The 26,568-nt window shown below is 63.6% G+C and carries 27 protein-coding genes, 2 tRNA genes and 1 pseudogene; 5 read left to right on the forward strand and 25 right to left on the reverse strand.

Annotated features, from left to right (window positions below):
- Window positions 1-32 precede the first annotated feature (32 nt).
- The 6 genes and pseudogenes from RAH32_RS01900 to RAH32_RS01920 all read right to left on the reverse strand — a co-directional run.
- A complete protein-coding gene (locus RAH32_RS01900; RefSeq protein ID WP_373429663.1) occupies window positions 33-356 on the reverse strand; it encodes a hypothetical protein in 324 nt (107 codons plus the stop codon).
- Window positions 265-1,020, reverse strand: a complete 756-nt coding sequence (locus tag RAH32_RS21465) for an HAD-IC family P-type ATPase (protein WP_373429659.1) — start codon at window positions 1,018-1,020, stop codon at window positions 265-267. The genes RAH32_RS01900 and RAH32_RS21465 overlap by 92 nt, the downstream gene beginning before the upstream one ends.
- A 4-nt stretch (window positions 1,021-1,024) precedes the next feature.
- The gene (locus tag RAH32_RS21470) at window positions 1,025-1,357 is read right to left on the reverse strand and encodes a P-type ATPase actuator domain-containing protein (RefSeq protein WP_373429647.1); all 333 of its coding nucleotides are present in this window, start codon (window positions 1,355-1,357) and stop codon (window positions 1,025-1,027) included.
- A gap of 39 nt (window positions 1,358-1,396) precedes the next feature.
- Window positions 1,397-1,777, reverse strand: a complete 381-nt coding sequence (copM, locus tag RAH32_RS01910) for a CopM family metallochaperone (RefSeq protein ID WP_306604621.1) — start codon at window positions 1,775-1,777, stop codon at window positions 1,397-1,399.
- Between the two features lie 154 nt (window positions 1,778-1,931).
- On the reverse strand, window positions 1,932-2,264 hold the full coding sequence (locus RAH32_RS01915; RefSeq protein WP_306604623.1) for a four-helix bundle copper-binding protein: 333 nt from the start codon (window positions 2,262-2,264) through the stop codon (window positions 1,932-1,934).
- A gap of 700 nt (window positions 2,265-2,964) precedes the next feature.
- Window positions 2,965-3,610, reverse strand: a pseudogene (locus tag RAH32_RS01920) (IS91 family transposase); the annotation flags it as partial.
- Window positions 3,611-3,722: 112 nt separating this feature from the next.
- On the opposite strand from RAH32_RS01920, the gene RAH32_RS01925 reads away from it, so the two are divergent.
- Window positions 3,723-4,022 (forward strand): hypothetical protein, encoded by a 300-nt coding sequence (locus tag RAH32_RS01925; RefSeq protein WP_306604625.1) that lies wholly within the window; start codon window positions 3,723-3,725, stop codon window positions 4,020-4,022.
- Between the two features lie 141 nt (window positions 4,023-4,163).
- Window positions 4,164-5,858: an adenine deaminase gene (ade, locus tag RAH32_RS01930; RefSeq protein ID WP_306604627.1), complete on the forward strand. Its 1,695-nt coding sequence runs from the start codon at window positions 4,164-4,166 to the stop codon at window positions 5,856-5,858.
- A 32-nt stretch (window positions 5,859-5,890) separates the two neighbouring features.
- Here ade and RAH32_RS01935 read toward each other — a convergent pair.
- Window positions 5,891-5,965, reverse strand: a tRNA-Gln gene (locus tag RAH32_RS01935).
- Between the two features lie 94 nt (window positions 5,966-6,059).
- Between RAH32_RS01935 and RAH32_RS01940 the strand changes: the two genes are divergently transcribed.
- Complete coding sequence (locus RAH32_RS01940; protein ID WP_306604629.1) at window positions 6,060-7,232, forward strand: BaiN/RdsA family NAD(P)/FAD-dependent oxidoreductase; 1,173 nt, start codon at window positions 6,060-6,062, stop codon at window positions 7,230-7,232.
- On the opposite strand, the gene kdsA is transcribed toward RAH32_RS01940, so the two are convergent.
- From kdsA to RAH32_RS01955, 3 genes are read right to left on the reverse strand one after another with little or no spacing between them, the layout of a single operon-like run.
- Complete coding sequence (gene kdsA / locus RAH32_RS01945; protein ID WP_306604631.1) at window positions 7,229-8,071, reverse strand: 3-deoxy-8-phosphooctulonate synthase; 843 nt, start codon at window positions 8,069-8,071, stop codon at window positions 7,229-7,231. The genes RAH32_RS01940 and kdsA overlap by 4 nt on opposite strands.
- Window positions 8,068-9,789 carry a KpsE/RkpR family capsule polysaccharide export protein gene (locus tag RAH32_RS01950; RefSeq protein WP_306604632.1) on the reverse strand — a complete coding sequence of 574 codons (1,722 nt, stop codon included), beginning with the start codon at window positions 9,787-9,789 and terminating at the stop codon, window positions 8,068-8,070. The genes kdsA and RAH32_RS01950 overlap by 4 nt, the downstream gene beginning before the upstream one ends.
- Window positions 9,773-10,426 (reverse strand): ABC transporter ATP-binding protein, encoded by a 654-nt coding sequence (locus RAH32_RS01955; RefSeq protein WP_103173167.1) that lies wholly within the window; start codon window positions 10,424-10,426, stop codon window positions 9,773-9,775. Before RAH32_RS01955 ends, RAH32_RS01950 begins: the two co-directional genes overlap by 17 nt.
- Before the next feature lie 138 nt (window positions 10,427-10,564).
- On the opposite strand from RAH32_RS01955, the gene RAH32_RS01960 reads away from it, so the two are divergent.
- Together RAH32_RS01960 and RAH32_RS01965 are read left to right on the forward strand one after the other, a co-directional pair.
- The gene (locus tag RAH32_RS01960) at window positions 10,565-11,149 is read left to right on the forward strand and encodes a uracil-DNA glycosylase family protein (protein ID WP_306604634.1); all 585 of its coding nucleotides are present in this window, start codon (window positions 10,565-10,567) and stop codon (window positions 11,147-11,149) included.
- Between the two features lie 72 nt (window positions 11,150-11,221).
- Window positions 11,222-12,892, forward strand: a complete 1,671-nt coding sequence (locus RAH32_RS01965; protein ID WP_306604636.1) for a formate--tetrahydrofolate ligase — start codon at window positions 11,222-11,224, stop codon at window positions 12,890-12,892.
- On the opposite strand, the gene RAH32_RS01970 is transcribed toward RAH32_RS01965, so the two are convergent.
- From RAH32_RS01970 to nuoH, 15 genes are all read right to left on the reverse strand, one after another.
- Window positions 12,889-13,605: a hypothetical protein gene (locus tag RAH32_RS01970; protein ID WP_306604638.1), complete on the reverse strand. Its 717-nt coding sequence runs from the start codon at window positions 13,603-13,605 to the stop codon at window positions 12,889-12,891. The two genes, RAH32_RS01965 and RAH32_RS01970, sit on opposite strands and share 4 nt — an antisense overlap.
- Window positions 13,606-14,005: 400 nt before the next feature.
- A tRNA-Ser gene (locus tag RAH32_RS01975) sits at window positions 14,006-14,095 on the reverse strand.
- Between the two features lie 66 nt (window positions 14,096-14,161).
- Window positions 14,162-14,878, reverse strand: a complete 717-nt coding sequence (trmB, locus tag RAH32_RS01980) for a tRNA (guanine(46)-N(7))-methyltransferase TrmB (RefSeq protein ID WP_306604640.1) — start codon at window positions 14,876-14,878, stop codon at window positions 14,162-14,164.
- A 44-nt stretch (window positions 14,879-14,922) separates the two neighbouring features.
- The gene (locus tag RAH32_RS01985) at window positions 14,923-16,599 is read right to left on the reverse strand and encodes a ribonuclease J (RefSeq protein WP_306604641.1); all 1,677 of its coding nucleotides are present in this window, start codon (window positions 16,597-16,599) and stop codon (window positions 14,923-14,925) included.
- A complete protein-coding gene (locus RAH32_RS01990; protein ID WP_306604643.1) occupies window positions 16,592-17,371 on the reverse strand; it encodes a type III pantothenate kinase in 780 nt (259 codons plus the stop codon). The genes RAH32_RS01985 and RAH32_RS01990 overlap by 8 nt, the downstream gene beginning before the upstream one ends.
- A gap of 1 nt (window position 17,372) precedes the next feature.
- A complete protein-coding gene (locus tag RAH32_RS01995; protein WP_306605200.1) occupies window positions 17,373-18,125 on the reverse strand; it encodes a biotin--[acetyl-CoA-carboxylase] ligase in 753 nt (250 codons plus the stop codon).
- Between the two features lie 10 nt (window positions 18,126-18,135).
- Window positions 18,136-19,632 carry an NADH-quinone oxidoreductase subunit NuoN gene (gene nuoN / locus RAH32_RS02000; RefSeq protein WP_306604645.1) on the reverse strand — a complete coding sequence of 499 codons (1,497 nt, stop codon included), beginning with the start codon at window positions 19,630-19,632 and terminating at the stop codon, window positions 18,136-18,138.
- 10 nt (window positions 19,633-19,642) lie between these two features.
- Window positions 19,643-21,211 (reverse strand): NADH-quinone oxidoreductase subunit M, encoded by a 1,569-nt coding sequence (locus RAH32_RS02005; protein ID WP_306604647.1) that lies wholly within the window; start codon window positions 21,209-21,211, stop codon window positions 19,643-19,645.
- Window position 21,212: 1 nt separating this feature from the next.
- Window positions 21,213-23,462, reverse strand: a complete 2,250-nt coding sequence (nuoL, locus tag RAH32_RS02010; RefSeq protein ID WP_306604649.1) for an NADH-quinone oxidoreductase subunit L — start codon at window positions 23,460-23,462, stop codon at window positions 21,213-21,215.
- Between the two features lie 6 nt (window positions 23,463-23,468).
- A complete protein-coding gene (nuoK, locus tag RAH32_RS02015) occupies window positions 23,469-23,774 on the reverse strand; it encodes an NADH-quinone oxidoreductase subunit NuoK (protein WP_103173177.1) in 306 nt (101 codons plus the stop codon).
- A gap of 59 nt (window positions 23,775-23,833) precedes the next feature.
- Window positions 23,834-24,436 (reverse strand): NADH-quinone oxidoreductase subunit J, encoded by a 603-nt coding sequence (locus RAH32_RS02020; RefSeq protein ID WP_306604653.1) that lies wholly within the window; start codon window positions 24,434-24,436, stop codon window positions 23,834-23,836.
- Window positions 24,433-24,846: a carboxymuconolactone decarboxylase family protein gene (locus RAH32_RS02025; RefSeq protein WP_306604654.1), complete on the reverse strand. Its 414-nt coding sequence runs from the start codon at window positions 24,844-24,846 to the stop codon at window positions 24,433-24,435. The genes RAH32_RS02020 and RAH32_RS02025 overlap by 4 nt, the downstream gene beginning before the upstream one ends.
- Window positions 24,843-25,334 (reverse strand): NADH-quinone oxidoreductase subunit NuoI, encoded by a 492-nt coding sequence (nuoI, locus tag RAH32_RS02030; RefSeq protein WP_103173180.1) that lies wholly within the window; start codon window positions 25,332-25,334, stop codon window positions 24,843-24,845. Before nuoI ends, RAH32_RS02025 begins: the two co-directional genes overlap by 4 nt.
- Window positions 25,334-25,519: a hypothetical protein gene (locus RAH32_RS02035; protein ID WP_306604657.1), complete on the reverse strand. Its 186-nt coding sequence runs from the start codon at window positions 25,517-25,519 to the stop codon at window positions 25,334-25,336. The genes nuoI and RAH32_RS02035 overlap by 1 nt, the downstream gene beginning before the upstream one ends.
- A gap of 3 nt (window positions 25,520-25,522) precedes the next feature.
- Window positions 25,523-26,554, reverse strand: coding sequence for an NADH-quinone oxidoreductase subunit NuoH (nuoH, locus tag RAH32_RS02040; protein ID WP_306604659.1), 1,032 nt, complete (start codon window positions 26,552-26,554; stop codon window positions 25,523-25,525).
- Window positions 26,555-26,568: the final 14 nt, after the last annotated feature.

Below are 26,568 nucleotides of genomic sequence, written 5' to 3' on the forward strand. Positions count from 1 at the left end.
TAGGCGATTGTAAGGGCGGATGCAAGGCGAGGTTACTTGCCGACTGCAGAGCGCAAACCCGCGAGAAGATGGCATTGTGAAAATTCGAAATCAGGCCCCTCGCATCCGCTGATTGGTCGCTGTCGATAAGCTGGAATGGCCCGCGCTTTCAGTGCGGCAAGCGCCTTCGGCGTCCATGCCTCGACTGGGTCCGCAATGGCAAAGATGGCGGCCACCTGCCCATCGACCCCCGTGAAGATCGACGTCGCTCCGTTCTGGCGCAACCTATTGGCCTGCTCTGCCAGAGGCGTGACATCGACCCCCTGCTCTGCAAGGAAGAACTTTGCGTTGCCAAGCGCGATGCGGCGTCCTTCCACAAAGCCGAGCGCGCCTTTTCCGGTGGAGGAGTCGAAGTCCGCGACCGGCGCGAGTGCGATTTTTCCTTCCTCTGCGGCCCGAACGACGGCGAGCGCCAGCGGATGCTCGCTTGATGCTCTCGGCCAGGCGCAGCACCTCGGCCTCGGCGTTGCCAGTGACCGGAACGATCGCGGTGACGGCGGGCCGCCCTTCGATCAGTGTTCCGGTCTTGTCGACAATGGTGTTGATCTTTTCCATATGCTCCATCGCCTCGGCTTTCTGGATGAGGACGCCAGCCTGGGCGCCACGACCTACACCGACCATGATCGACATGGGCGTTGCGAGCCCGAACGCACAGGGACAGGCGATGATCAGGACGGACGCGGCGGCAACGAGACCGAAGGAGAACCGCGTCTCGGGACCCCAGATCGACCATGCGATGAAGGCGATGAAGGCGACGACGATCACCGCCGGCACGAACCAGCCTGACACTTGGTCGGCAAGCCGCTGGATTGGGGCGCGCGAGCGCTGTGCTTCTGCGACAAGCTGGACGATCTGCGACAGCATGGTGTCGCGGCCGATCTTGCGTGCCTCGATTGCCAGGGCGCCTGACCGGTTCATGGTCCCGCCGATCGTCCTGGAGCGGATCTCTTTCGTCACCGGCATGGACTCTCCCCTCACCATCCACTCATCGACGGCACGCACTGCGGCCCTCGATCACTTCGCCATCGACCGGCACCTTTTCGCCGGGTCGGACCCGAAGGCGGTCGCCGACATGGACCGCATCGAGTTGGACCTCTTCCTCGTCCCATCCTCGTGAATGCGTCGGGCAGTCTTGGGGGCCAGGTCGAGCAGCGCGCGGATGGCACCGCTGGTGCTTTCGCGGGCGCGCAGTTCCAGCATCTACCCAGCAGCACGAGCACGGTAATGACCGCGGCAGCTTCGAAATAGACTGCGACAGACCCGTCATGCTGGCGGAAGGCGTCAGGGAAGATGCCGGCGCAACTGTCGCAACAGTCATGAAGGCCGCCGCAGCTTCAAGCCCCGGCGGCCAGGGTGCTTACTGCTGGCTGGTGTTCTTCTCGACCCAGGCCGTCATTTCCTCGATTTCCGGTCCTTGGGCATCGATGATCTTCTGGGCCATCGCTTTCGACTCCTCGTCGTCGCCATATTTCAACTCGACTTCGGCCATGGCGATGGCACCAGCATGATGCGCGATCATCCCGCAATGGAAAGCAAGGTCGGGATCCTTGATGGTGTGAGTGGCCATCATCGGGCCGTTCATCTTCATCATGGCGTCCATGGAGGCCTTCTGGGCCTCATCCATTCCTTCCATGCCGCCCATCATGCCGGACATGTCCATGCCGTGCATCATCCCCGACATTCCAGACTGCTGGATTGCGTTCTGGCAACCTTGGGGCAGGATCGAAAGGTCTGCCATCGAGGCTCCTTGTTCCGCCGTGTTCCCCGCCTGGTCCCCGGTCGCGCTGTCCTGAGCGAGAGCCGCGGGTGCGGCAAGAAGGGCGGCGAGGATGACGGCTGACTTAACCTTACGCATAAGGGTTCTCCTTTGATGTGGCTGGTTTCAATAACGATCAGGCGGCCATGTTCCGGCAGCTTTCGGCACACCGGCGGCAGGCATCGACGCATTCCTGCATGTCGCCGACCTGCTCGCAGCTTCGCGCGCACTCCTCGCAGACTTCAGCGCAGACCGCGCAGGTACGTTTGTGAAGATCGCTGCCCATCAGCATGACGTTTGCCGAGGTCTGGCAGATCTCGGCACATGCCATCATGAGCCGGAAATGCTTCGGCTCGACATGCCGGCTGCCTGCTTCCAGGCAATGGTTCATGGCCATACTGAGGCAAGTGCTGTGGCATCGCTGGCATTCGTCGATGCATCTCTGCAATTCAGGGGAAATATGGTGCATGTGGCTTCTCCGTTGCCAAAGCGCCGGAACCAGGAAGCGGCGAGCGCGGCGCCAGTCTCACCGCCCTTGAGGACGCGAGGTGAAAGCCTCGCCCTCATTGACCGCAATCCGCCCATTTAAAGCTTGAGAATGGCGCCGACCTTACGATCAGGTCTCGCGCTTCACTCCCGGTGGAATGCGATCGGATTCGATGGGGAGCCGTGGAGGACGATGCAGCCCATCAGGGTCGTGTCCTGCCAATGAGGAGACACCGAGCAGGGGTTTCGACCTTACCCCCCAAGGCTTGTTCAGATGAGTATCAATGTCCGGCATCAGCGCCAGCAGACATGCCTCTCCACAGCAGAGAGCAGTTCCATCCTTGGAAGTACCATGCTTGTGGCCGACCGCCGACGAATGCCCATGATTTCCACTTGGCTCAGCAGGAACATGACCTGTGGCGAGTGAGGTTTCGGCATGGGCAACGGGATGATCGTGACCATAGGGGAGTGCGCCCTTCGCTGCTGCACCATGCGCCACGAACATCGCGACCGCCAGAGTTGCGATGATACTCGCAAGCGTCTGCCAGACCGACGCAACTCTCGTCCTTGTGCCGGGTCGTCTCATGCCACTGGAACGCAGATGGTGAGGAGTCGTTCCCGATGGAGGCGCCGCGCGGTTCTTTCGGAGGATGCTATCGAGCGCACCCCCAAGCCTGCCATGTGGCAAAGGCCCTGGCTTCTTTCAGCCGAGCCAGGTCACCGCAGAAGACCAACTGCCCGGTGCGATGAAGGGCGAGCAACCCTTCCAGAGACAGGTGGCGAAAGAGCCGCAACAGCACATGAACACGTAGGAAGAAACCGCGGCGACGGGCGACCCACTTGGTGCCGTCCGGCGACAGGCCGCCGCCGGGGACGATCATGTGGATAGGGGGATGGTGGGTCAGCGCCGAACCCCAGGTATGCAGCACCGCCGTCATGCCGACCTTGGCGCCGAGACGCTTGGGATCGGCGGCGATGGTCATCACCGTCTCGGCCGAGGCGCGGAACACGCAGGTCATAGACCACCTTCTTGTTCCAGAACGCGGCCTGCTTGATCTGGGCCGACAGGGTGAAGACCACATGGAAATACTCCACCGGCAGCAGGTCTTGGGCGCGCGCGGCCATCCAGTCACGCGCCGCCGGACCCTGGCACTTGGGGCAGTGCCGGTTCTTGCAGAAGTTGTAGGCGATGCGCTGGTGGCCGCAATTGGCACATGCCGCCACATGCCCGCCGAGCGCCTCGGTCCGGCAGGCCTCGACCGCCGACATCACCTTGACCTCCGATACTCGGAGGCCTCCGGTCCAGTCAGGTGTGTCGTGGGGGTTCAGGTCCTGCACTTCAAGACAGGTGACTGCTTTCTCATCTTCGTCGCTGGAAGGAACGGTACGGCCGGTCCAACATCACCGATCTTCCGACCGCTCTAGAAAGCCCAGCCTTGATATGGGCAAAGCCCTCGACGGCGCCTCGCATAGAACAAAGCTGAAGCAAGTCACGCCACACGTCCTCAAGCACACAGCGATCAACCTGGAAATTCAGGTGGCCATGACCATGGAAGAGGCGAGCGAGTACTTCGGCACGAGCGTAGCCACGATCAGGGGGGGTTATTGGCACCACCCCTCGCACTACCAGTACCGGATGGCTGCAGTCATGTCCTCTCCGGGGCGCCGCCGCAAATTTCGCAATGAAATCGCAACACAATACTATGAAAAGCCGTATAATTATTACGGCGACCCGAAATAAAGATTTTATATCGGGTGCTTATTATAAGACCTGCGCGCTCGGAAGGCAGAGGCCAGAGGTTCGAATCCTCTCGCGTGCGCCAATCCCCTCTGGACGCCGCCCGTTCCGTCAGGTCTTCTGACCTGAAAAAGGGAGCGGCTCATGGACGAACTGGAACGGCGCATTGCACAGGCGCGCGGCGATGAACCCGCCGATCTGGTGCTGCGGGGCGGGCAGGTTCTTGATCTGATCACCGGCACGATGATCGAGGGCGATGTGTCCATTTGCGGCGATCGGATTGTGGGCATCGGCGATTATGAAGCGCGGCAGGTGATCGACGTATCCGGTCTGGTGCTGGTGCCGGGATTTATAGATACGCATCTGCATGTGGAAAGCAGCTTGGTCACGCCGCATGAATTCGACCGCTGTGTGACCCCCCGCGGCGTTACCACCGCCATCTGCGACCCGCACGAGATCGCGAATGTGATCGGCGCTGACGGCATCCGGTGGTTCCAGCGGGCCAGCGAATGCCTGCTGATGGACCTGCGGGTGCAATTGTCGTCCTGCGTGCCTTCGACCGACATGGAAACGGCGGGCGCGCGGATCGAGGCAGAGGATCTTGGACCCCTGATGGGGCATCCCTCGGGGATCGGCCTGGCCGAGTTCATGAACTATCCTGGCGTGATCCATCGGGATCCCGGTGCCATGGCCAAGCTGCGGCTGTTCGCGGGCGGGCATGTTGACGGCCATTGCCCGCAGCTTTCGGGCCGCGACCTGTCGGCCTATGTGGCGGCGGGGATCCGCACGGAACACGAAGCCACCACGGCGGACGAAGCGTTGGAAAAGCTGCGCATGGGGATGCGCGTCCTGATCCGCGAAGGGTCGGTCAGCAAGGATCTGGTCGCCTTGCAGCCGGTCCTGACAAACATCACCGCACCATACATGTGCCTTTGCACCGATGACCGGAACCCCCTGGACATCGCGGAATACGGCCATCTTGATCACATGATCCGCGAACTGATCCGGCGCGGCAGCCCGGTGCTGGCGGTCTATCGCGCCGCATCGCTGTCAGCGGCCGAGGCGTTCGGCTTGAAGGATCGCGGGCTGATCGCACCGGGGCTGCGGGCCGATATCGTGGCGCTGGACAGCCTGGAAAGCTGCCGGGCGCAGCTGGTGATCTGCGGCGGGCGCGTCGTGGATGACGCGGCCTTCGCCGCACGAAAGCCGCTGGACCCTGTGGGCCGCGCCTCGGTCAAGGCCCCGCAGGTCAGCGCCCAGGATTTCCGCTGCGCCGGAAACCGCAGCAAAACCCCGGTGATCGGCATCATCGAAGGCAAGATCATCACCACTCATCTGACCTGCGACATCGCGCCTGTGGACGGCGACAAGCGCCCCGATCCCAAACGCGACCTGGCCCGCATCGCGGTGATCGAACGGCACGGTCGGAACGGCAATATCGCGACCGGCTTCGTGCAGGGCTTTTCCCTCCGGCGCGGCGCCATTGCCTCGACGCTGTGTCACGATCATCACAACATTGCGGTTGTCGGGGTGGATTACAGGGACATGGCCTTGTCCGCTAACCACTTGTCGCGGATCGAGGGAGGTTTCGTGGTGGCGGAGGGGGGGCGCGTGATCGCCGACCTGCCCTTGCCCGTCGCCGGCCTGATGAGCCTTGATCCCTTTGAGGCCGTGCGCGACCGGCTGATCCTGCTGCGCGAGGCCGCCCGGACCCTGGGCGTAACGCTGGAAGAACCGTTCCTGCAACTGGCCTTTCTGGCCCTGCCGGTCATTCCTGCGCTGAAGATCACCGACCGGGGAATGATCGATGTAACAAGATTCGAGATCATCGCAGGATGAAGATCATCTTGAAATCAAATCTTTGGATGATTTGGCTGGGGCGGTAGGATTCGAACCTACGGTACACGGTACCAAAAACCGATGCCTTACCACTTGGCCACGCCCCAACTGTGTGGGGGTGAATAGCCAAGCCCGAGGAGGGGTGCAAGTCGAAAATTCACGAAACTTGTCTGTCTGGCGACGGCGCTTTATGCCGCCCGGATGGAACAGGTGGATCTTCTGATACTGGGCGCCGGGGCGGCGGGATTGTTTTGCGCGGGGTCCGCCCTGCGGCAAGGTCGGCGCGTGGTGGTGATCGACCACGCACGCGATCCGGGCGAGAAGATCCGAATCTCGGGGGGTGGCCGGTGCAACTTCACCAACCTGGCGACTGCCCCCGATCGCTTCCTGTCCCTGAACCCCCGCTTTGCCGCCAGTGCCCTATCCAGGTTCACGGCGTCCGATTTCGTGGACCTGGTGGACCGCGCAGGGATCGCCTGGCACGAAAAGACCCAAGGACAGCTTTTCTGCGACGGCAAGGCCACGCAGATCACCCGGATGCTTCTGGACAGGATGCAGGGGGCGGATCTGCGCATGCAGACCCTGCCCCAGTCGGTGACCCATGACGGAAGCGGCTTTATGGTGAACACTGCGCAGGGCACCATCCATGCGGCGCAACTGGTCATGGCCACGGGGGGCAAGTCGATTCCGAAGATCGGCGCGACCGGCATCGCCTATGACATCGCGACCCGGTTCGGGCTGCGGCTGGTGGAAACGCGCGCGGGCCTCGTGCCGCTGACCTTTGCCGAACAGGAACTGGCCTTGTGCCGTCCTTTGGCCGGGGTTTCGGTCGAAGCACGGATCAGCCACAGGGGCGGACAGTTCCGCGATGCGCTGCTGTTCACGCATCGCGGCCTCAGCGGGCCGGTGATCCTGCAGATTTCAAGCTTCTGGCAGCCGGGGGACAGCTTGCAGATCGACCTTGCGCCCGATCACGACGTTACGGCGGACCTGAAGGCTGCACGGTCTGGGGCCGGTCGTGTGTCCGTTTCATCCATTCTGGGGCGCAGGCTGCCCGCGCGGCTGGCGGCGGCAATTTGCGAGGAGATGGGACTGGCACAGGCGCGGCTGGCAGATCAGCCCAATACGCGGCTGGATGCCATCGGCGCGCGGGTGAACCGATGGCAGGTCCGCCCCGTGGGCACCGAAGGATATCGCACGGCCGAGGTCACGCTGGGCGGCGTCGATACCCGCGACCTGGATGCCCGCACCATGCAGGCGCGCAAGGTGCCGGGGCTGTTCTTCATCGGCGAATGCGTCGATGTCACCGGCTGGCTGGGCGGCTATAACTTCCAGTGGGCCTGGGCATCGGCTGATGCGGCGGGACGGGCCTAGCCCATCACCGGGTCAGCCTTGGCCAGCCGGTCGAACGCCATGAGCGAGGAGATCAGCGCGGACATTTGATCCAGCGGGATCATGTTCGGTCCGTCTGACGGGGCGCAATCGGGGTCCTCGTGCGTCTCGATGAACACGCCGGCCACCCCAAGGGCCACGGCCGCCCGCGCCATCACGGGCGCGAATTCGCGCTGCCCGCCCGACGATCCGCCCTGCCCGCCCGGCTGCTGCACGGAATGGGTGGCATCCATGATCACCGGATATCCCGTTCGCGCCATGATCGGCAGCGACCGCATGTCGGCAACCAGGGTATTGTAGCCGAAGCTGACCCCGCGTTCGGTCAAAAGGATGCTGTCGTTCCCGGTCGAAGCCACCTTGTCCGCGACATTCGCCATGTCCCAAGGGGCCAGGAACTGACCCTTCTTGATGTTGACGACGGCCCCTGTCTTGCCTGCAGCCAGCAGCAGGTCGGTCTGGCGGGACAGAAAGGCCGGAATCTGGATCACGTCCGCGACCTGCGCGGCGCGGACTGCCTGGTCGGCATCATGGACATCCGTCAGCACCGGGCAGCTCAGCCGGTCGCGGACCGTGGCCAGAATCTCCAACCCCTCGTCGATCCCGACTCCCCGACGGCCGGAAAGCGAGGTGCGATTGGCCTTGTCATAGCTGGCCTTGAACACATAGCCCGCGCCAGCACGCGCACAAACCTCTGCCATCCGTTCGCCGATCATCAGCGCATGGTCCAGCGTTTCCAACTGGCAAGGCCCGGCAATCACGACCAGGGGCAGATCGTTGCCGCAGGACAGGTCGCGGATGCGGATATGCTTGGGCGGGGTCATGTGGATACCTGTTCGCGAAGAATGGACGCCGTCAGCGACAGCATCAGATAGATACCCGAAAAGATCAGAAAGGCCACCAGCGTATTCTGGAAGGCCTTGGGATAGGTCGCTTCGTCCGGGGCAACGGGGGCCACCGACAGCGACAGGTAACGCACCTGCTTGTTGGCCTCTATCCGCGCCGCCTCCATCTGCGCCGCGGCCGTCGCCAGCAATTCCTGGCGCGTCAGCAGATCGCTTTCGGCGATCCGCAGTTCGCCCGAGATCAGCGCAAGGGAATTGCGATCCTCGCCCCCTTGGGTCAGTTGCTGGCGGGTTTCGGCGATCATCTCCTCGAGCCGGGTGATGTCGCCGCGCAGCGCGGCCACGCGGCTTTGCAGAGGCTGGGGATTGGACAGCAACTGGCCAAGTTCCAGCCGCTTGGTCGCCAGTTGCGTTTCAAGCGCCGATACCTGGTTCATCACCACGGTCCCTTCCGCCACCGGGTCCAGGACGCCCAACGTCTGCTGCAATTCCTGCACGCGGCGCTGCGCCGCCAGAACCTTGGCCTCGGCGTCCTGATAGATCTCGACGGCCCCCTCCATCTGGTCGTCGCGCAGCCGAGAGGTCATCTGGTCCACCTGTTCCTCGGCATAGGCGATCAGGGCCAGCGAGAAGTCGTGGCTTTGCTGCGGGTCGGGGGCGATCACCTCCATGTCGATCATGCCTTCGGTGGGGTCATAACCGATCTTGACCGACTTCTTGTACAGTTCGAACATCTCTTCGTTCGTGGCGTCGGGGGCCAGACGCTTGACGGGGTCTATGGCAGGATCCTGGAATGCCTGCCGGAAGCCCTTGTCAGCATCCAGCCGCAGCATCGCATCGCGAGAGGTCAGATAGCTTTGGACAGCGACGGAATCGGTGTTCGTCGCCAGCTGCGACCCCCCCAGCAACCCGCCCAGGCCGCCCGCGGCGGCGGCGCCCTGCCCTTCCGCCGACTGGATGCGGAACTGCGATACGGTGGCATAAAGGGGCGAGGCCACCCAGAAATAATACCATCCGGCCAAAGCCGTCGGCAGGATGACAAAGGCCAGAAGACGCAGAGCCAGCAAGCCCATCCGCCGCCTTCTGCGCCGGGCGATGTCCTGCTGGATGCGAAAGATTTCGGCCGCGCGCTTTTCCTCGGTCAAGGTTTCTCGTGAGGGAAGGTCGGGACGCGCCGGCGCCTGGGTGCCGGGCTGTGGCACCGGGGCGGGCTGCTTGCGCGGCATGATCGCGGGCGTGTTGGCGGCAGGCCTGGCCTGGGCGCGGCTTCCCTCGCTGGACAGGATCTGGCTCAGGGCCGCGCGATGCGATGGGTCGATGCCGCGCTGGCGCAGGCGCAGGACGGCTTCTTCGTCCGAGGCGACCTCGATCTGGTGCAGCGTGGCGATCCGCCGCGCGATGCGCAGTTGGCGATCGGACAGGTTTTCCTTGCGGACCAGCGCAAGCTGCGCGTCCAGATCACCGTCGGGTGCCTTTGCTTCGGCAGGGGCCGGGCCGACATGCGACAGCCCGTCATCGACCGGGTCGGTCCGCATCAGCCTTTCGCGTTCGCCTTCCTGCCCGGTGTTCGCAGGGCGCTTGCGGATTGTAACCTGGATATTGGCATCGGCCGAAGGCTGCGCCCCATCCTGTCCAAGAGGCCGGACGGATTCGGCGGCCGAGGCGTGATAACGGCGGACCTTAGGCGGTGTAGTCATAATACTGTTTCGCCTCAGCAAGAGATTCGAAATGGTAAAGCCGCCCGTCCCGCAGGATAGCGGCGGACCGGCAGAATTTCTCGATGGTGGCGGGCTGGTGGGACACGATCACCACGGTCGAGGTCTTCAGCCGGTCATAAAGCACCGCGCCCGCCTTGCGGTTGAATGCCGCATCGGTGGTCTGCGGCATCCCCTCGTCGATCAGATAGATGTCGAATTCCAGCGCCAGCAGAAGCGCGAATGTGAACCGCTGCCGCATCCCCGCCGAATAGGTGCCGACCGGCATGTCGAAATATTCGTCAATGTCGGTCAGCCACCGGGTGAAGGCGGACACATAATCGGGATCCAGGCCATAGATCCGGGCGATATATCGAGCGTTTTCGTTGGCCGAATGCTTCGTGACCACGCCGCCCATAAAGCCAAGGGGGAAAGAGATGCGGCAACTGCGCCGGATCGTGCCCTCATCGGGCTTTTCCAGCCCGCACATCATGTTGATCAGCGTGGTCTTGCCCGTGCCATTCGGCGCCAGGATGCCCAGGGAATTGCCAAGTTCGACCCGAAACGAGGCGCGGTCCAGGATCACCTTGCGCCGTGTTCCCGTCCAGAAGGACTTCGAGACGTTGTCGAATTCCAGCATCCGCCCTTCCCGCCGCCGCGCAACCCCAGCAACCCTTATGGGTGGGCGAGTGCGCTGTCCAGTTTTCCCCTTCGTGATGCATGTTCCACATTTGTTTGTCACCCTTCATTCCTGGCGCATTTTCACTATCTCTGCCTCATGTCGCTCGAACGCCTCATCCAGGACTGCCGCCTGTGCGCGCCGCGCTTTGCCGCGACCGCCACGGCCCACGAACCCCGCCCCGTAACCTGGTTCCAGCCAGCCGCCCGGATCCTGGTCGTGGGACAGGCGCCGGGGATGCGGGTGCATCTCAGCGGTCGGCCTTTCACCGACCGGTCCGGCGACCGGCTGCGCGACTGGATGGGGATCGGGGAATCGGTCTTCTATGACCGTGACCGCATTGCCATCGTGCCCATGGCCTTCTGCTTTCCGGGCTATGACGCGCGCGGGTCAGACCTGCCGCCCCCGCCCGTCTGCGCACGAACCTGGAGAGCCAGCGTCATGGCCGAACTGCAACCCCGGCTGACGCTTCTGGTCGGCGGCCATGCGATCCGCTGGCATCTGGGGCTGCGCGACGTGACGGGCGCGGTGGCGTCCTGGCGGGATCATGCCCCATCGGTCTTTCCCCTGCCCCATCCGTCGTGGCGCAACACCGGATGGCTGCGCCGCAATCCATGGTTCGCGGCCGACCTGCTGCCCGAACTGCGCGCTGCCGTCCGGGCCGAACTGACGCGCAACGACTGACCCCCGGCCTTTGGTAAGACGCCCGCGTGGTGCCGGTTGACAGGCGATGCGGGCCGGGCCATGCCCCGTCCCATGACAACCGACATCCAGATCGCCCGCGCCGCCCGCAAGCTGCCCATCACGGACATCGCCGCCAGGCTGGGCCTGGCCGAAGGCGATATCCTGAGATACGGTCCCGACAAGGCCAAGATTTCCCACCAGACGCTGGACGGACTGACATCCCGCGCCCGCGGCCATCTGGTCCTGGTGACGGCCATCAACCCCACCCCGGCCGGCGAGGGCAAGACCACCACGACCGTCGGCTTGGGCGATGGCCTGAACCGCATCGGCAAACGCGCGACCATCTGCATCCGGGAAGCCAGCCTGGGACCGAACTTCGGCATGAAGGGGGGTGCCGCGGGGGGCGGCCATGCCCAGATCGTCCCGATGGAGGACATGAACCTTCATTTCACCGGGGATTTCCACGCAATCACGGCGGCCCACAACCTGTTGGCCGCGATGATCGACAACCACATCTATTGGGGCAACGACCTGGACATCGACACGCGCCGGATCACCTGGCGGCGCGTGATGGACATGAACGACCGCGCGCTGCGCGACATCGTCGTGGGCCTTGGGGGCGTGTCCAACGGTTTTGCCCGCCAGACCGGCTTTGACATCACCGTCGCGTCCGAGGTGATGGCGATCCTGTGCCTGTCGCGTGATCTGGACGACCTGCACGCCCGCCTGGGGCGGATCGTCGTTGCCTATACCCGCGATCGCCGACCCGTGACCGCGCGCGACCTGAAGGCCGACGGTGCCATGACCGTGCTGCTGCGCGACGCCTTGCAGCCGAACCTCGTGCAGACGCTGGAAAACAACCCTGCCCTGGTCCATGGCGGGCCATTCGCCAATATCGCCCACGGCTGCAACAGCGTGATCGCCACCGATGCCGCGCTGCGCCTGTCGGATTATGTGGTCACCGAAGCGGGCTTCGGGGCCGATCTGGGGGCCGAGAAGTTTCTGGACATCAAATGTCGCCTGGCCGGCCTTTCCCCTGCCGCTGCGGTGCTGGTGGCGACCGTCCGGGCGCTGAAGATGAACGGCGGCGTCGCCAAGGACAACCTGGGGGCCGAGGATGTGGGCGCAGTCCGGCGTGGCTGCGCCAACCTGGGCCGCCACATTGAAAACCTGCGCAGCTTCGGCGTGCCGCTGGTCGTGGCGGTAAACCATTTCCAGGGCGACACCCCGGACGAGATTGCCGCCCTTCAGGACTATTGCAGCCGTCACGGCGTAACCGCGATCTTGTGCCAGCATTGGGCCAAGGGTGGGGCCGGTGCCGAAGACCTGGCCCGCCATGTGGTCACGTTGGTCGAGAAGGGGCAGGCCGATTTCCATACCTTGTATCCCGACTCCATGCCCCTTTGGCAGAAGATCGAGACGATCTGCACCCGCATCCACCGCGCCGCTCATGTCGAGGCCCTGCCCGGCATCCGCGCCCAGCTCGAAACCTGGGAAGCCGAGGGTCATGGCCACCTGCCCGTCTGCATCGCGAAGACGCAGTATTCCTTTTCCACCGATCCCGACCTGCGCGGCGCCCCCGAAGGCCATGTCATTCCGGTGCGAGAGGTCCGGCTGAACGCAGGCGCGGGCTTCGTGGTGGCGATCTGCGGCCAGATCATGACCATGCCGGGCCTACCGCGCCATCCCGCCGCAGAAACCATTGGCCTGAACGATCTGGGACAGATCGAGGGTCTGTTCTAGGCAGCCATCCGCAGACTGGGCCGGGGCGTACGCCAGCGGCGATGGATCGCCATGTGCAAGGCCACAACGGTCGCCAATGTCGGCCGCAACGCCTCATCACCCTGGTCCGCCGTTCCAAAACCGATGCGGGCCGGGAACGATCCGTCGGGCCGCTGGCTGGAAATGACATCGGCCAGCATTTCCCTGACATCATGGTCGGGGTCGATCAGGCAAAGGCAGAAGATCATCTGCACCAAGGGCAGCAGCTTGCCCTTGCGTTGCGCCCAGTCCGCCAGACGAAGGCAGTTGGCGAAGGCATCGCCATAGCTGCGAGCACTGGCAAAACGCGGCCGCTCTGCTCCGAACCGATAGGTGATGGCCAGAACCCAGGCATAGGTTTCGATCATGCCTTCGTCCAGCCGGTCGTCCGGGACGGGCTGCCGCAGAAAAGCCTCTGCCTGATCAGGCACCAAGGCATCAGGCTTGTCCGTCACGGGCGATCGAACCGCCGGCAAGGAAATGCCGGATGCGAGCATCGGAGGAGAGAAATCGCCCGATGCAACCAGACATGCCGCATGTCTGGAATTCGCGAAGCTCAGTTTATCCTTTTGAAATCTGCCAAGAAGAATATCGAAGTCATCATCTGAAATTCGGCTGCGGAGAAACGTCCTCAAGGGCGTTTCGGTCCCACGAAGGCCTGTGCAGATATGTGCTGCAATCGCGATTTCCGCCAATCCTTCGCAAGACGCGGGGGCGTTCGCCATCAGTCCGATCTGGGTGCGAAGCCATTGCTGGCCCCGGGCGGCAATCAAGTTCAGCAGCTGCTCATAGGCAGAGTCTTGCAGCATGATTGTTGTCCTCTCCGAAAGTCGTAACGGGATTAGAAACCCAGATTAACGGATTGGCAATAAATTCGAACGCATTCTGCCAACCTGATTGCTGCAAATGCCTGGAAAACTCGGTGCAATACTTTTTAAAAATGTCCATATACCGAAGCCGCTCCGACAGGCGATCGTAAGTTCGGGCAACGAACAACTTCCGAAAACAGGACCGGTTCCCTCGTTGCAGGAAAATTTCACGCGGAAATTTCACGCGACGGCGTTCGGATCCGAAACAATGCTGCGATGGTCAGGATGGCGGAGTGGAAGGGATTCGAACCCTCGAGACGGTTTCCCGCCTGCACCCTTAGCAGGGGTGTGCCTTCGACCACTCGGCCACCACTCCGCTGGCCGGTATAGGGATGGGCCGGGGTGGTGACAAGGGGCTTTTTGGACCCCGCGACATTCGCACTCAGTCCTTGCGGCGGAAGGTGGCATAATGCGGGACGCGCCCCTCGCGCAGGGCCTTCTGTTCATAGCGGGTGCTGAGCCAGTCGTCCCAGGCGACCGGACTGTCGCCCACCAGATCGAAGCCCGCCTGCGGGACCTCCTCCAGCGTTTGACGCATGTAGTCGGGAATGTCCGTCGCTACCCGGAACTCGGCGCCGGGCTTCATCACGCGGGCCAGCGGGATCAGGTGTTCGGGTGTCACGAAGCGGCGGCGGTGGTGGCGGGCCTTGGGCCACGGGTCGGGATAGTTGAGAAAGGCGCGGCTGATGGCGGCGTCGGGCAGCACGTCCATCAGGTCGCGCACGTCGCCGGGATGCACGCTGACATTCGTGACGCCCGCGTTGCGGATCTTTCCCAGCAGCATGGCGACACCGTTGATGAAAGGCTCGCAGCCGATGATGCCGATGTCCGGGTATCGGGCGGCCATGTGGACCATGTGCTCGCCCCCGCCGAAGCCGACCTCCAGCCAGATCGAGCGGTCGTCGCCGAAGATCGCCGCCGGATCGATCGGCAGCCGGTCCGGGTTGTCCTGCACGGTGATGCCGCGCGGGCGCAACTCGCCAAGATCCTCGGACAGATAGCCTTTCTGGCTTTGGCGCAGGGTCTTGCCGTGCCGCCGGCCATAGAAGTTGCGGCGCGGCGGGTTCGGGTCGAAGGTGGATTTAGGTGTGTCGGACATGGGCCGGAATTGCACCGGCGGCCATGCCGGGTCAACCCCTGCTGCTACTCTCCCATCAGGCGGCTGATGATCACCGTCACCTCGGGCTTCTTTCCGATCTCCTCCATCGCGACCTGGCGGGTGATCTTGCGGATCGCCTCGTCCATCTTGGCGTCGTCGCGCACCACGCGGGCATCGGCGCCCTCCAGGAACTCGGACAGTTCGCCTTCGATATGCGCGCCCAGATCCTCGCCGCTGCGGGTGCGGCCAGGCAGGCCCATCAGCTCGACCCAGGCGTCGGGCAGGACGTTGTCCTCCTCGTCCACGATCACGCTGACAAGGGCGTGCCCGTTCAGCGCCATGCGGATGCGGTCGCGGACGACGCCGTCCATGGCGCCGATCAGCACGGTGCCGTCCAGATACAGGCGGCCGGTTTCCACCTGATCCACCACGCGGGGCGTATCACCGGTCAGGTCCAGCATGGTGCCGTTGGTGGCAATCTCGGCCGCAATCCCCTTGGCGCGGGCCATCATGACATGCTCGCGCAGGTGCAGATGCTCGCCATGCATGGGAATCACGATCTGGGGTTTCAGCAACTCGTGCAGCGCCTCGATGTCGGGGCGGTTGGCGTGGCCCGAGACATGGTAAAGCCCGTCATCGGCGTCATAAACCTCGACCCCCAGTTCGCTGAGCGAGTTCATGATCCGCCCGACGGAGCGTTCATTGCCGGGGATGGTCTTGGAACTGAACAGGAAACTGTCGCCTTCCTTCAGCATCAGCCCAAGATAACGCCCCCGGGACAGCTGCGCGCTTGCAGCACGACGTTCGCCCTGGCTGCCGGTCGCCAGCAGCATGACCTGGTTGCGGGGCAGGCTGGCCGCTTCTTCGGGACCGATGGTATCGGGGAAATCGGTCAGGACGCCGGTCTCCAGACCCACGGCAACCATCTTGCGCATGGCCCGGCCCAGCAGGCACACCTTGCGGCCGCCGGCAATCGCCGCGTCGGACAGGGTCTTCAGCCGGGCAATGTTGCTGGCAAAGGTCGTGGCGACAACCATGTTCTTCTGCGCCATGACCCATTCCAAAATCGGATTGGCCAGCATCGCCTCGGACCGTCCGGGATGGGTCGAGAAGATGTTGGTGCTGTCGCAGGCCAGGACCTTGATGCCACGCCCCTCGGCCGCGATGTGGTGCCAGGCGATCGGGTCGAAGGGATCACCCACGACCGGCGTGCCGTCCAGCTTGAAGTCGCCGGTATGAACGACCCGGCCCGCGGGTGTGTCGATGATCAGCGCGGCGCTTTCGGGAATGGAATGGCTGACAGGAACGAACTGGACGGTGAACGGGCCGACCTGCGTCACTTCGGGTCGCGCGCCCACGATGGTGACGACCGAGGGCGAGTGACCCTGTTCCTCCAGCTTCAGACGCACCAGAGCGCCGGTGAACTGCCGGGCATAGATGGGAACTTTCAGGCGGCCATACAGGTGGCCCAGGGCGCCCAGGTGATCCTCGTGCCCGTGGGTAACGAAGATCGCCTCCAGCCGGTCGCGGTTCTGTTCCAGCCAGGACAGGTCGGGCATGATCAGGTCGATGCCGGGACTGCTGTCCATGTCGCCGAAGCTGACGCCCAGATCGACCAAAATCAGCCTTTCGCGCCCCGGCGTGCCATAGCCATAGACATAGGCGTTCATGCCGATTTCGCCCGCGCCGCCCAGCGGCAGATAGATCAGGCGCTCAGCCATTGCCCATCTCCTTGTTGTAATCGTGAATGAGCCGCAGCCCGTGCATCGTCAGATCGTCTTCGATTGCATCGAACAGGTCAAATCCCTGATCGAACAGCGGTGCCAGCCCCCCGGTGGCGATCACCTTCATCGGACGGTCCCGTTCGGCGCGAATCTGGCGGACGACCCCGTCCACCAGCCCGATATAGCCCCAGAAGATGCCCGACTGGATGCAGGCGACCGTGTTGGTGCCGATCACGCGGGCGGGCATGGTCACATCGACATGCGGCAGGCTGGCCGCGCCCATGTGCAGGGCTTCCAGCGACAGGTTCACGCCCGGCGCGATCACGCCGCCGATATAGGCGCCGTCCACGTCCACCACGTCGAATGTCGTGGCCGTCCCGAAATCCACGACGATCAGGTCCGGGCCATGGCGCGCGAAGGCCGCGACCGTGTTGACCAGGCGGTCGGGACCGACGACCGTGCCGGCATCGACGCGCGGACCCACCGGAAGCAGGCAATCGGGCTTGCCCACCACCAGCGGGCGGGTGTCGAAATAGCGGTTGCACAGCACGCGCAAGTTGAAGACCACGCGCGGCGCCGTCGAACTGATGATGCAGCCGTCGATGTCCAGGCCGAATTTCTGCCCCTCGATCAGGGTGGACAACCAGACGAAGTATTCATCCGCCGTCCGCCGGTGATCGGTCGAGATGCGCCAATGCGCCAGAAACCGTTCGCCGTTCCAGATCGAAAAGACCGTGTTCGTGTTGCCGGTGTCGATGCAGAGCAGCATGTCAGGCCCCCGAGAAATAGATGTCGGCGGCCGGGATCGCCTGGCGGCCACGCGGACCAGTCAGGATCAGCGCGCCGGTTTCGTCGATGCCTTCAAACCGGCCGGTCGTCTCGACGGCGCCCGTCCGGGCGGTGATCGTCTCGCCCAGCCTCGCGGCGCGGGCCAGCCAGGCAGTGCGGATGGGGGCGAAGCCAAAATCGCGCATCTGTCTATGCCATTGATCGAAGGCGGCTGCCAAGGCGTCAAGCAGATCACCCGGGGCAACCAGCAGCCCGGTCTCGCCTTGCAGGCTGACGGGCCGCACGGCGCCTGCCTCGGCGATGTCGGGGGCTGCGATCAGGTTCACTCCGATGCCGATGGCAAGCGCCTGGATCGCTCCGCCCGACCCGATGCTTTCCAGCAGGATGCCCGACAGCTTGCCGCCGTTCAGCAGCACGTCATTCGGCCATTTCAGAGCAACGTTCAGCTGCGGCCCGCAGAGCTGGCGCAGCGCGTCGTGGACGGCAAGCGCGGCGACAAAGGAAAGCCGCGCAGCGTCCGCCGGACCCCCTTCGGGACGCAAGACCAGGGTCGCCGCGAAATTGCCGGGCGGGTCGGTCCAGGCCCTGCCCCGTCGGCCGCGGCCCGCCGTTTGACGGCGTGCCATGATCCAGGTCGGCCCGGACAGCGCGGGTGCCATCCGCATCGCCTCGGCATTCGTGCTGTCAACCTGTTCCAGGACGTGGCGCGCCACGCCCTGCGGCCAGGCTGTCAGCGGCGCGCCGCTACTCAACGGCAGGAGTCTCGGCCGAGGTGTCGGGAAGAAGGGCCGCATCGGCAGGCACTGCCACAAGCGACTCCGCGGCGGTCGCCGCAGCGGTATCGACGCCCCACATGGATACCGCGCCGACCAGCAGCAAGGCTGCCGGAACGACCAGGGCCGCGTATTGCACCGCACCCATGCGGCTTTGGACGCCCTCGTTCTCGGCACCGAAGAACATGTAGTAGACGATGCGCAGATAGTAGAAGGCACCGATGACCGAGGCGATGACACCCAGCACCGCCAGCCATGACATTCCCGCCTGAACGGCAGCCGTCAGCACGCCGTATTTCGCGAAGAAGCCAAGGAAGGGCGGCACGCCGGCCAGGCTGAACATCAGGAACAGGACCGCGAAGCCCTTGATCGGCTCGGCCTGCGCAAAGCGATTCAGGCTTTCCAGGTCGGTGATCGGGCGGCCGTCGCGTTCCATCGACAGGATGAAGGCGAAGGAACCCACGTTCATCACGGCGTAGATCGCCATGTAGAGCAGCATCGACTGCACGCCGAAGGCCGTTCCCGCTGCAAGACCAACCAGGGCAAAGCCCATATGGGCGATCGAGGAATAGGCCATCAGACGCTTGATGTTGCGCTGCCCGATCCCGGCGATGGATCCCAGGAACATCGACAACACCGCCAGCGCCGCGATGATCTGGCCCCAGTCGCCCGGCACGTTGCCGAAGGCGTCGAACATCAGCCGCGCAATCAGCGCCATAGCCGCAACCTTGGGCGCGGTCGCGAAGAAGGCCGTCACCGGCGTCGGCGCGCCTTCGTAAACGTCAGGCGTCCACATGTGGAAGGGCACGGCCGAGACCTTGAAGGCCAGGCCCACCAGCAGGAAGACCAGGCCGAACAGCAGGCCCACCGACAATTGCCCGCCGACCACCACCTGAACGATCCCGGCAAAGCTGGTTGTCCCCGAGAAACCATAGACCAGCGAGGCGCCGTAAAGCAGCATCCCCGACGACAGCGATCCCAGGACGAAATACTTCAGCCCCGCCTCGGACGATTTCACGCTGTCCCGGCGCATGGCCGCGGCGACGTAAAGCGCAAGCGACTGCAACTCCAGCCCCATGTACAGCGACAGAAGGTCGCTGGCGGAAACCATCATCATCATGCCGATAGAGGCCAGGGTGATCAGGATCGGAAACTCGAACCGCAACAGGTTGTGCCGCTCCATGTAATCGGCGCTCATCGCCAGGACGGCAGCGGCGGAAACAAGGATGGTCACCTTGGCGAAGCGGGCGAAGGCGTCGTCGGTGAACATCCCAAAGAAGGCCACCTGCGCCGGGCGGTCTGCGAAGCCGACGTAAAGCCCGATCACCAGCAACGCGGCAACAGTCGCCCACAATATCGGACGGGCGATCGCGTCCTTGCCGAAATAGGCCCCGGCCATCAGCGCAGCCATGGCATAGATCGCCAGCACAAGTTCCGGCAGGATGGTCGAGAAATCGAGCGCGGTCATCGTGCGTCCCTCAATGGCTGGCAGGGGCTGCTTCCGCCTGCGCGGTCACAGCCAGCCCGTCGCGTCCGTCATGCGGCAGGGCTTCGTGATAGTTGACCAGCAACGCCTGGACGGCGGGGCCGGTGATGTCGGTGACGGCGCGCGGATAGACGCCCAGGAACAGCGTCATGACGATCAGCGGAACGAAGATCCATTTTTCGCGCGGGGTCATGTCGGTGATGGTCCGCAGGCTTTCCCGGACCAGAGCGCCCAGCGTCACGCGCCGGTAAAGCCACAGCGCGTAGCCCGCCGACAGGATCACGCCGGTCGCGGCGACAAAGGCGACCCAGGTATTGGCCTTGAAGGTGCCCATCAGGGTCAGGAATTCGCCCACGAAGCCCGAGGTGCCGGGCAGGCCCACGTTGGCCATCGTGAAGAACAGGAACACCAGCGCATAGACCGGCATCCGGTTGACCAGCCCGCCATAGGCGTCGATTTCCCGCGTGTGCATCCGGTCGTAGATCACGCCCACCAGCAGGAACAGCGCGCCCGAGATGAAGCCGTGCGACACCATCTGGAAGATCGCCCCGTCCAGTCCCTGCTGGTTCGCGGCAAAGACGCCCATCGTGACGAAGCCCATATGCGCCACCGACGAATAGGCGATCAGCTTCTTCATGTCGGACTGCACCAGCGCCACCAGCGAGGTATAGACGATGGCGATGGCCGACATCCAGAAGACCAGCGGTTGCAGCATGTCGCTGGCCACCGGGAACATCGGCAGGCTGAACCGCAGGAAGCCGTATCCGCCCATCTTCAGCAGCACCGCAGCCAGCACGACCGAACCGGCCGTCGGCGCCTGCACGTGCGCGTCGGGCAGCCAGGTATGGACCGGCCACATCGGCATCTTGACCGCGAAGCTGGCGAAGAAGGCCAGGAACAGCAGCGTCTGCATTCCGCCGACCACCGTGAAGCCCAGGACGCGCATCGTCTCGGACGGGAAGTCGAAGGCCAGCAGTTGCGCGATGTCGGTCGTGCCGGCGGTGCGCGCCATCGCGATCATCGCCACCAGCATCAGGACCGATCCGAGGAAGGTATAAAGGAAGAACTTGAACGTCGCGTAGATGCGGTTCGCCCCGCCCCAGATGCCGATGATCAGGAACATCGGGATCAGGCCCGCCTCGAAGAACAGGTAGAACAGGATCAGGTCAAGCGCCGTGAAGACGCCGATCATCAGGCCTTCCAGCACCAGGAAGGCGATCATGTATTCCTTGACGCGGGTCTTCACGTCCCAGGTGGACAGGATCGTCAGCGGCATCAGGAAGGTCGTCAGCATCACGAACAGGACCGAGATGCCGTCCACGCCCATCTTGTAGCGCAGGCCCATGATCCAGGGATGATCCTCGACAAACTGGAATCCGGTATCGGCCGGGTCGAAGCCTGCCAGCACGAACAGCGAGATCACGAAGGTGGCCGAGGTGGCGATCAGCGCCAGCCACTTGGCATTGCGCTGCGCGGCCTCGTCCTCGCCCCGCAGGAACAGGGCCAGGATCCCCGCTGCCACGATGGGCAGGAAGGTGATGATCGAAAGAAGGTTCGTCATGTCAGTGCGCGCCCCGCATCATCACCCAGATCAGCAAGCCCACGATGCCCAAGACCATCGCGAAGGCATAGTGGAACAGATAGCCCGACTGCACGCGACCGGCGAAGCGCGTCAGGCGCGGGATGATTCCCATCGCCACCCCGTTGATGGCGCCGTCGATAACCGCTCCGTCACCGCCCGTCCACAGCTTGCGGCCGATCCACAGCGCAGGCCGGACGAAGACGAAGTGATAGATTTCATCGAAGTACCACTTGTTCAGCAGGAATTGATACAAAGCGGGCTGCTGTGCGGCGAGTTTCGCCGGGGCATTGGGAAAGCGGATATACATCAGCCAGGACAGGCCAAGCCCGATCAGCATCGCCACGAAGGGCGACAGCTTGACCCAGGTCGGCACGTAATGCGCGTCATGCATGACATGGTTGTCCGACCGCATGAAGATCGCGCCCTGTTCGTATTCTGCGAGGGCCTCGTGACCGTCGGCGGCAGTTTCCTCGGCAGGATCGCTTGCGGCACCTGCGGCAGCATGAGTCGCAGCACCCGCTGGTTCCCCATGCGGCGCCTCGGCCACGGCGCCGTCAAGCGCCTCGCCATGGCCGCCCTCGGCCTGTTCATGCGCGGCTTCGGGCAGGCCGAAGAACCGCTGCACGTCGTCACCGAAGAAGCTGCCGTACCAGATCATGCCCGCGAAGATCGAACCCAACGCCAGGACAGCCAGGGGAACAGTCATCACCGGCGGGCTTTCATGCGCATGATGATGCGCGTGCAGCGGGTCGTAGTAGCCGTGATTGTCGTGGCCATGCCCGCCATGTCCGTGGCCATGCGCTGCGGGAACGGGCTGCACTTCTTCCTCGGTCTTGATCTCGGCGTCCCAGACCTTTTGCGGGCGCGGCGCACCCCAGAAGGTCAGGAACATTAGCCGCCAGGAGTAGAAGCTGGTCATCAGCGCCGCAATCACCAGCAGCCAGAAGGCATAGCTGACGCCGGATGCATAGGCGCTTTCGATCACGGCGTCCTTGGACAGGAAACCCGCGAAGCCGATATGGGTCAGCGGAATGCCCACGCCCGTAATGGCAAGCGTGCCGATCAGCATGGCGGCAAAGGTATAGGGCACCTTCTTGCGCAGCCCGCCATAGTTCCGCATGTCCTGTTCGTGGTGCATCGCGTGGATCACGGAACCGGCGCCCAGGAACAGCATGGCCTTGAAGAAGGCGTGCGTGAACAGGTGGAACATCGCGACCGAATAGACGCCGACGCCCGCCGCCACGAACATATAGCCCAGCTGCGAACAGGTCGAATAGGCGATCACGCGCTTGATGTCGTTCTGCACCAGGCCCACGGTCGCGGCGAAGAAGGCCGTGCTGGCGCCGATGATCGTCACGAACATCTTGGTCTCGGGCGCGAATTCGAACAGCGGCGACATGCGGCAGACCAGGAAGACACCCGCCGTCACCATGGTCGCCGCGTGGATCAACGCCGACACCGGGGTCGGGCCTTCCATGGCGTCCGGCAGCCAGGTGTGCAGGAACAGCTGCGCAGACTTGCCCATCGCGCCCACGAACAGCAGGAAGGCCAGAAGGTTCGCCGCGTTCCACTCGGTCCACAGGAAGCGCATCTGCACGTTCGCCAGTTCGGCCACCTGCGCGAAGATGGCGTCGAACTGGATCGAGCCGGTCATCCACCACAAGCCGAAGATGCCCATCAGGAAGCCGAAGTCGCCGACCCGGTTGACGATGAAGGCCTTGATGGCGGCGGCATTGGCGGACGGCTTGCGATAATAGAAGCCGATCAGCAGGTAGGAGGCAACGCCCACGCCTTCCCAGCCGAAGAACATCTGCAACAGGTTGTCCGCCGTCACCAGCATCAGCATGGCAAAGGTGAAAAAGGACAGATAGGCGAAGAAGCGCGCCTTGTAGTGTTCGTGATGCGTCCAGTTGTCGTCATGGGCCATGTAGCCCATGGAATACAGGTGGACCAGAGCGGACACCGTCGTCACCACGATCAGCATGATCGCCGTCAGCCGGTCCAGGCGGATCCCCCACTGGGCGCTGAACTCGCCCGATACGACCCAGTCCATGACCGGGATGTGCTGGGTTTCGCCGTTAAAGCCCAAAAAGACGATCCAGGCAAACAGGGCGCAGACGAACAGCACCCCCGTCGTCAGCAACTGCGCGGCCTTTTCGCCGATGAAGCGCCAGCCGAAGCCGCCGATCAGGGCGGCCACCAGGGGCGCGAACAGGATGAATTGCACCATGACCGCTTACCCCTTCATCACGTTGACATCATCCACCGCGATCGAGCCGCGGTTGCGGAAGAACACCACCAGGATCGCCAGGCCGATCGCGGCCTCGGCCGCGGCGACGGTCAGGATGAACATGGTGAAGACCTGCCCCGCAAGATCGCCCAGATGGGCCGAGAAGGCCACGAAGTTGATGTTGACCGACAGCAGGATCAGTTCGATCGACATCAGGATGACGATGACGTTCTTGCGGTTCACGAAGATGCCGAAGATCCCGGCGACGAACAGGATCGCCCCCACGACAAGGTAATGTGTCAAGCCTATCATCGTCTTTCGTCCCTTCGGGTCGTTACCCGTTCAATGTCTGTCCGCCTGGCAAGCGGGGCTTATAGCCCCTGCCCCGGCTTCACGTCGCGCAGTTCCATGGCCTTGGCCGGATCGCGATACATCTGCTCCAGTACGTCCTGCCGCTTGATGTCGCGCCGATGACGCATGGTCAGGGTGATGGCGCCGATCATTGCGACCAGCAGGATCAGCCCCGAGATCTGGAACGGCAGCAGATAGCGGTCATACAGGATGCTGCCGATGGCATTGGTGTTCATCGCCTGGTCCAGGATGGGCGCGGCACGCAGGCCCGGCGCCTGGTCGGCGATCTCCCAGCCGCCGAAGGCGATGACCAGCAGCGCCAGCAGGACAAGACCGATCAGCCCCGCCAGCGGCAGATAACCGGCCAGTTCCCCGCGAAGCTGCGCGAAATCCACATCCAGCATCATCACGACGAACAGGAACAGCACCGCGACCGCGCCGACATAGACGATCACCAGAAGCATCGCCACGAATTCCGCACCCTGCAGCACGAACAGACCGGCCGAAGCGATGAAGGCCAGGATCAGCCACAGCACCGAATGGACCGGGTTGCGCGACAGCACCACCATGAAGCCCGCCGTGCAGACCGAGATGGCGAACAGATAAAAGGCGAAGGTGATCATGAGGACTGTTTCCCTTCATGTTCGGTGAGGACGCCCTGGGCGATTTCCAGGGCCTTCTGCATGGCCGGGATGCCGCCGAACATCCCCATCTGATAGATCACCTCTGCCACCTCGCGCGCGGTGGCGCCGGCCTCGATGGCGTGCCGGATGGTCAGGCGCAATTGCGGCTCGGCATGGGCGCCTTGCACGGTCAGGGCGGCAAGCGTCACCAGCAGCCGGGTCTTGGCGTCAAGCCCGTCGCGGTTGAAGGTGCGGCCGAACCACAGTTCCAGCATATCCGCCGGCATGGTCGGGATCATCTTCTCGAACGCGCGGGGATCGAAGGTTTCCAGGGCAGGATTGAAGGCGCGGGCCATTTCCTGACCCGACTGCATCATCTGCTGGAACAGCTTGGTGAAGGCGTCGCTCATCGGTAGGGCGCGTCGATCGACAGGTTGCGGGCGATCTCGGCCTCCCAGCGGGCGCCGTTGTCCAGAAGCTTCTGCTTGTCGTAGAACAGCTCCTCGCGCGTCTCGGTGGCGAATTCGAAGTTCGGGCCTTCCACGATGGCATCGACCGGGCAGGCTTCCTGGCAGAAGCCGCAATAGATGCACTTGGTCATGTCGATGTCATAGCGCGTGGTGCGGCGCGAGCCGTCCTCGCGAGGCTCGGCATCGATGGTGATCGCCTGGGCCGGACAGATCGCCTCGCACAGCTTGCAGGCGATGCAGCGTTCCTCGCCATTGGGATAGCGGCGCAGCGCATGTTCGCCCCGGAAGCGCGGCGACAGCGGCCCCTTCTCGTGCGGATAGTTGATGGTCGCCTTGGGCGCGAAGAAGTACTTCACGCCAAGGCCGAACCCTTTCAGGAAATCGACCAGCAGGAAATACTTGGTCGCGCGGGCGATGTCGAATGCCATCAGAATTCTTCCCCTTGCTTGGGCGCAGCGAAGCGGTCGAATGCCGCCACATACTCGCGGACCCTGGCGCTGTCACGGGACTGTTCAGCACTATCCAGATTGTTGGCCAGGAAATGCGCGAACTCGACCTTGTCGGTTTCGGACGCGTTGGCCAGCATTTCGGCGATCTTGTTGGAATAAGCCATCTCTTATGCTCCTGCCCAGCGTGCCCAGAACGAACCGAAGACTTCGAAGCGCGCAAGGAAGGCGACCAGCACGACCCAGCCCAGCGACAGCGGCAGGAACACCTTCCAGCCGATCCGCATCAACTGGTCATAGCGGTAGCGCGGCACGATCGCCTTGACCATCGCGAACATCCAGAACCAGAAGACCATCTTCAGGAACATCCACAGCGCACCGTCCGGGATGCCCGGAATGGGCGACAGCCAGCCGCCGAAGAACAGCAGCGAGATCAGCGCACACATCAGCCAGATCGCGATGTATTCGCCCGCCATGAACAGAAGATAGGGCGTGGACGAGTATTCCACCATGAACCCCGCCACCAATTCGGATTCCGCCTCGGCCAGGTCGAAGGGCGGGCGGTTCGTCTCGGCCAGGGCCGACACGAAGAACAGCACCAGCATCGGCAGGTGCGGCAGCCAGTACCAGGACAGCAGGCCCGCGCCCGCCTGCGCCTCGACGATCGCGCTGATGTTCATCGAGCCGGTCGAGATGATGACCCCGATGATGATCAGGCCCAGGCTGACCTCGTAGGAAATCATCTGCGCAGCCGCCCGCAGCGACGACAGGAACGGGTATTTCGAGTTCGAGGCCCAGCCGCCCATGATCACGCCATAAACCTCGAGCGAGGACACGGCGAAGATGAACAGGATGCCCACGTTGATGTCGGCCATCACCCAGCCCGGCGCGAAGGGGATCGCGACGAAGGCCAGCAGGGCCAGGGTCATCGACAGGAAGGGCGCCAGGAAGAAGACGAACTTGTCCGCCCCCGCGGGGATGACGATTTCCTTCAGCACGTATTTCAGCGCGTCGGCAAAGGTTTGCAGCAGCCCCCAGGGGCCGACCACGTTCGGTCCGCGCCGCATCTGCACGGCGGCCCAGATCTTGCGGTCGCCATAGACCATGAAGATCAGCGACAGCATGACAAAGGCGATCACCGCCAGACCCTGCGCCAGCATCAGGATCGTCATGCCCAGAGAGGATGCCCAGAATTCAGCCATGCCCGTCCCTATCC

Origin of the sequence: Paracoccus yibinensis, from assembly GCF_030846195.1 — a bacterium.
Lineage (GTDB): Bacteria > Pseudomonadota > Alphaproteobacteria > Rhodobacterales > Rhodobacteraceae > Paracoccus > Paracoccus yibinensis.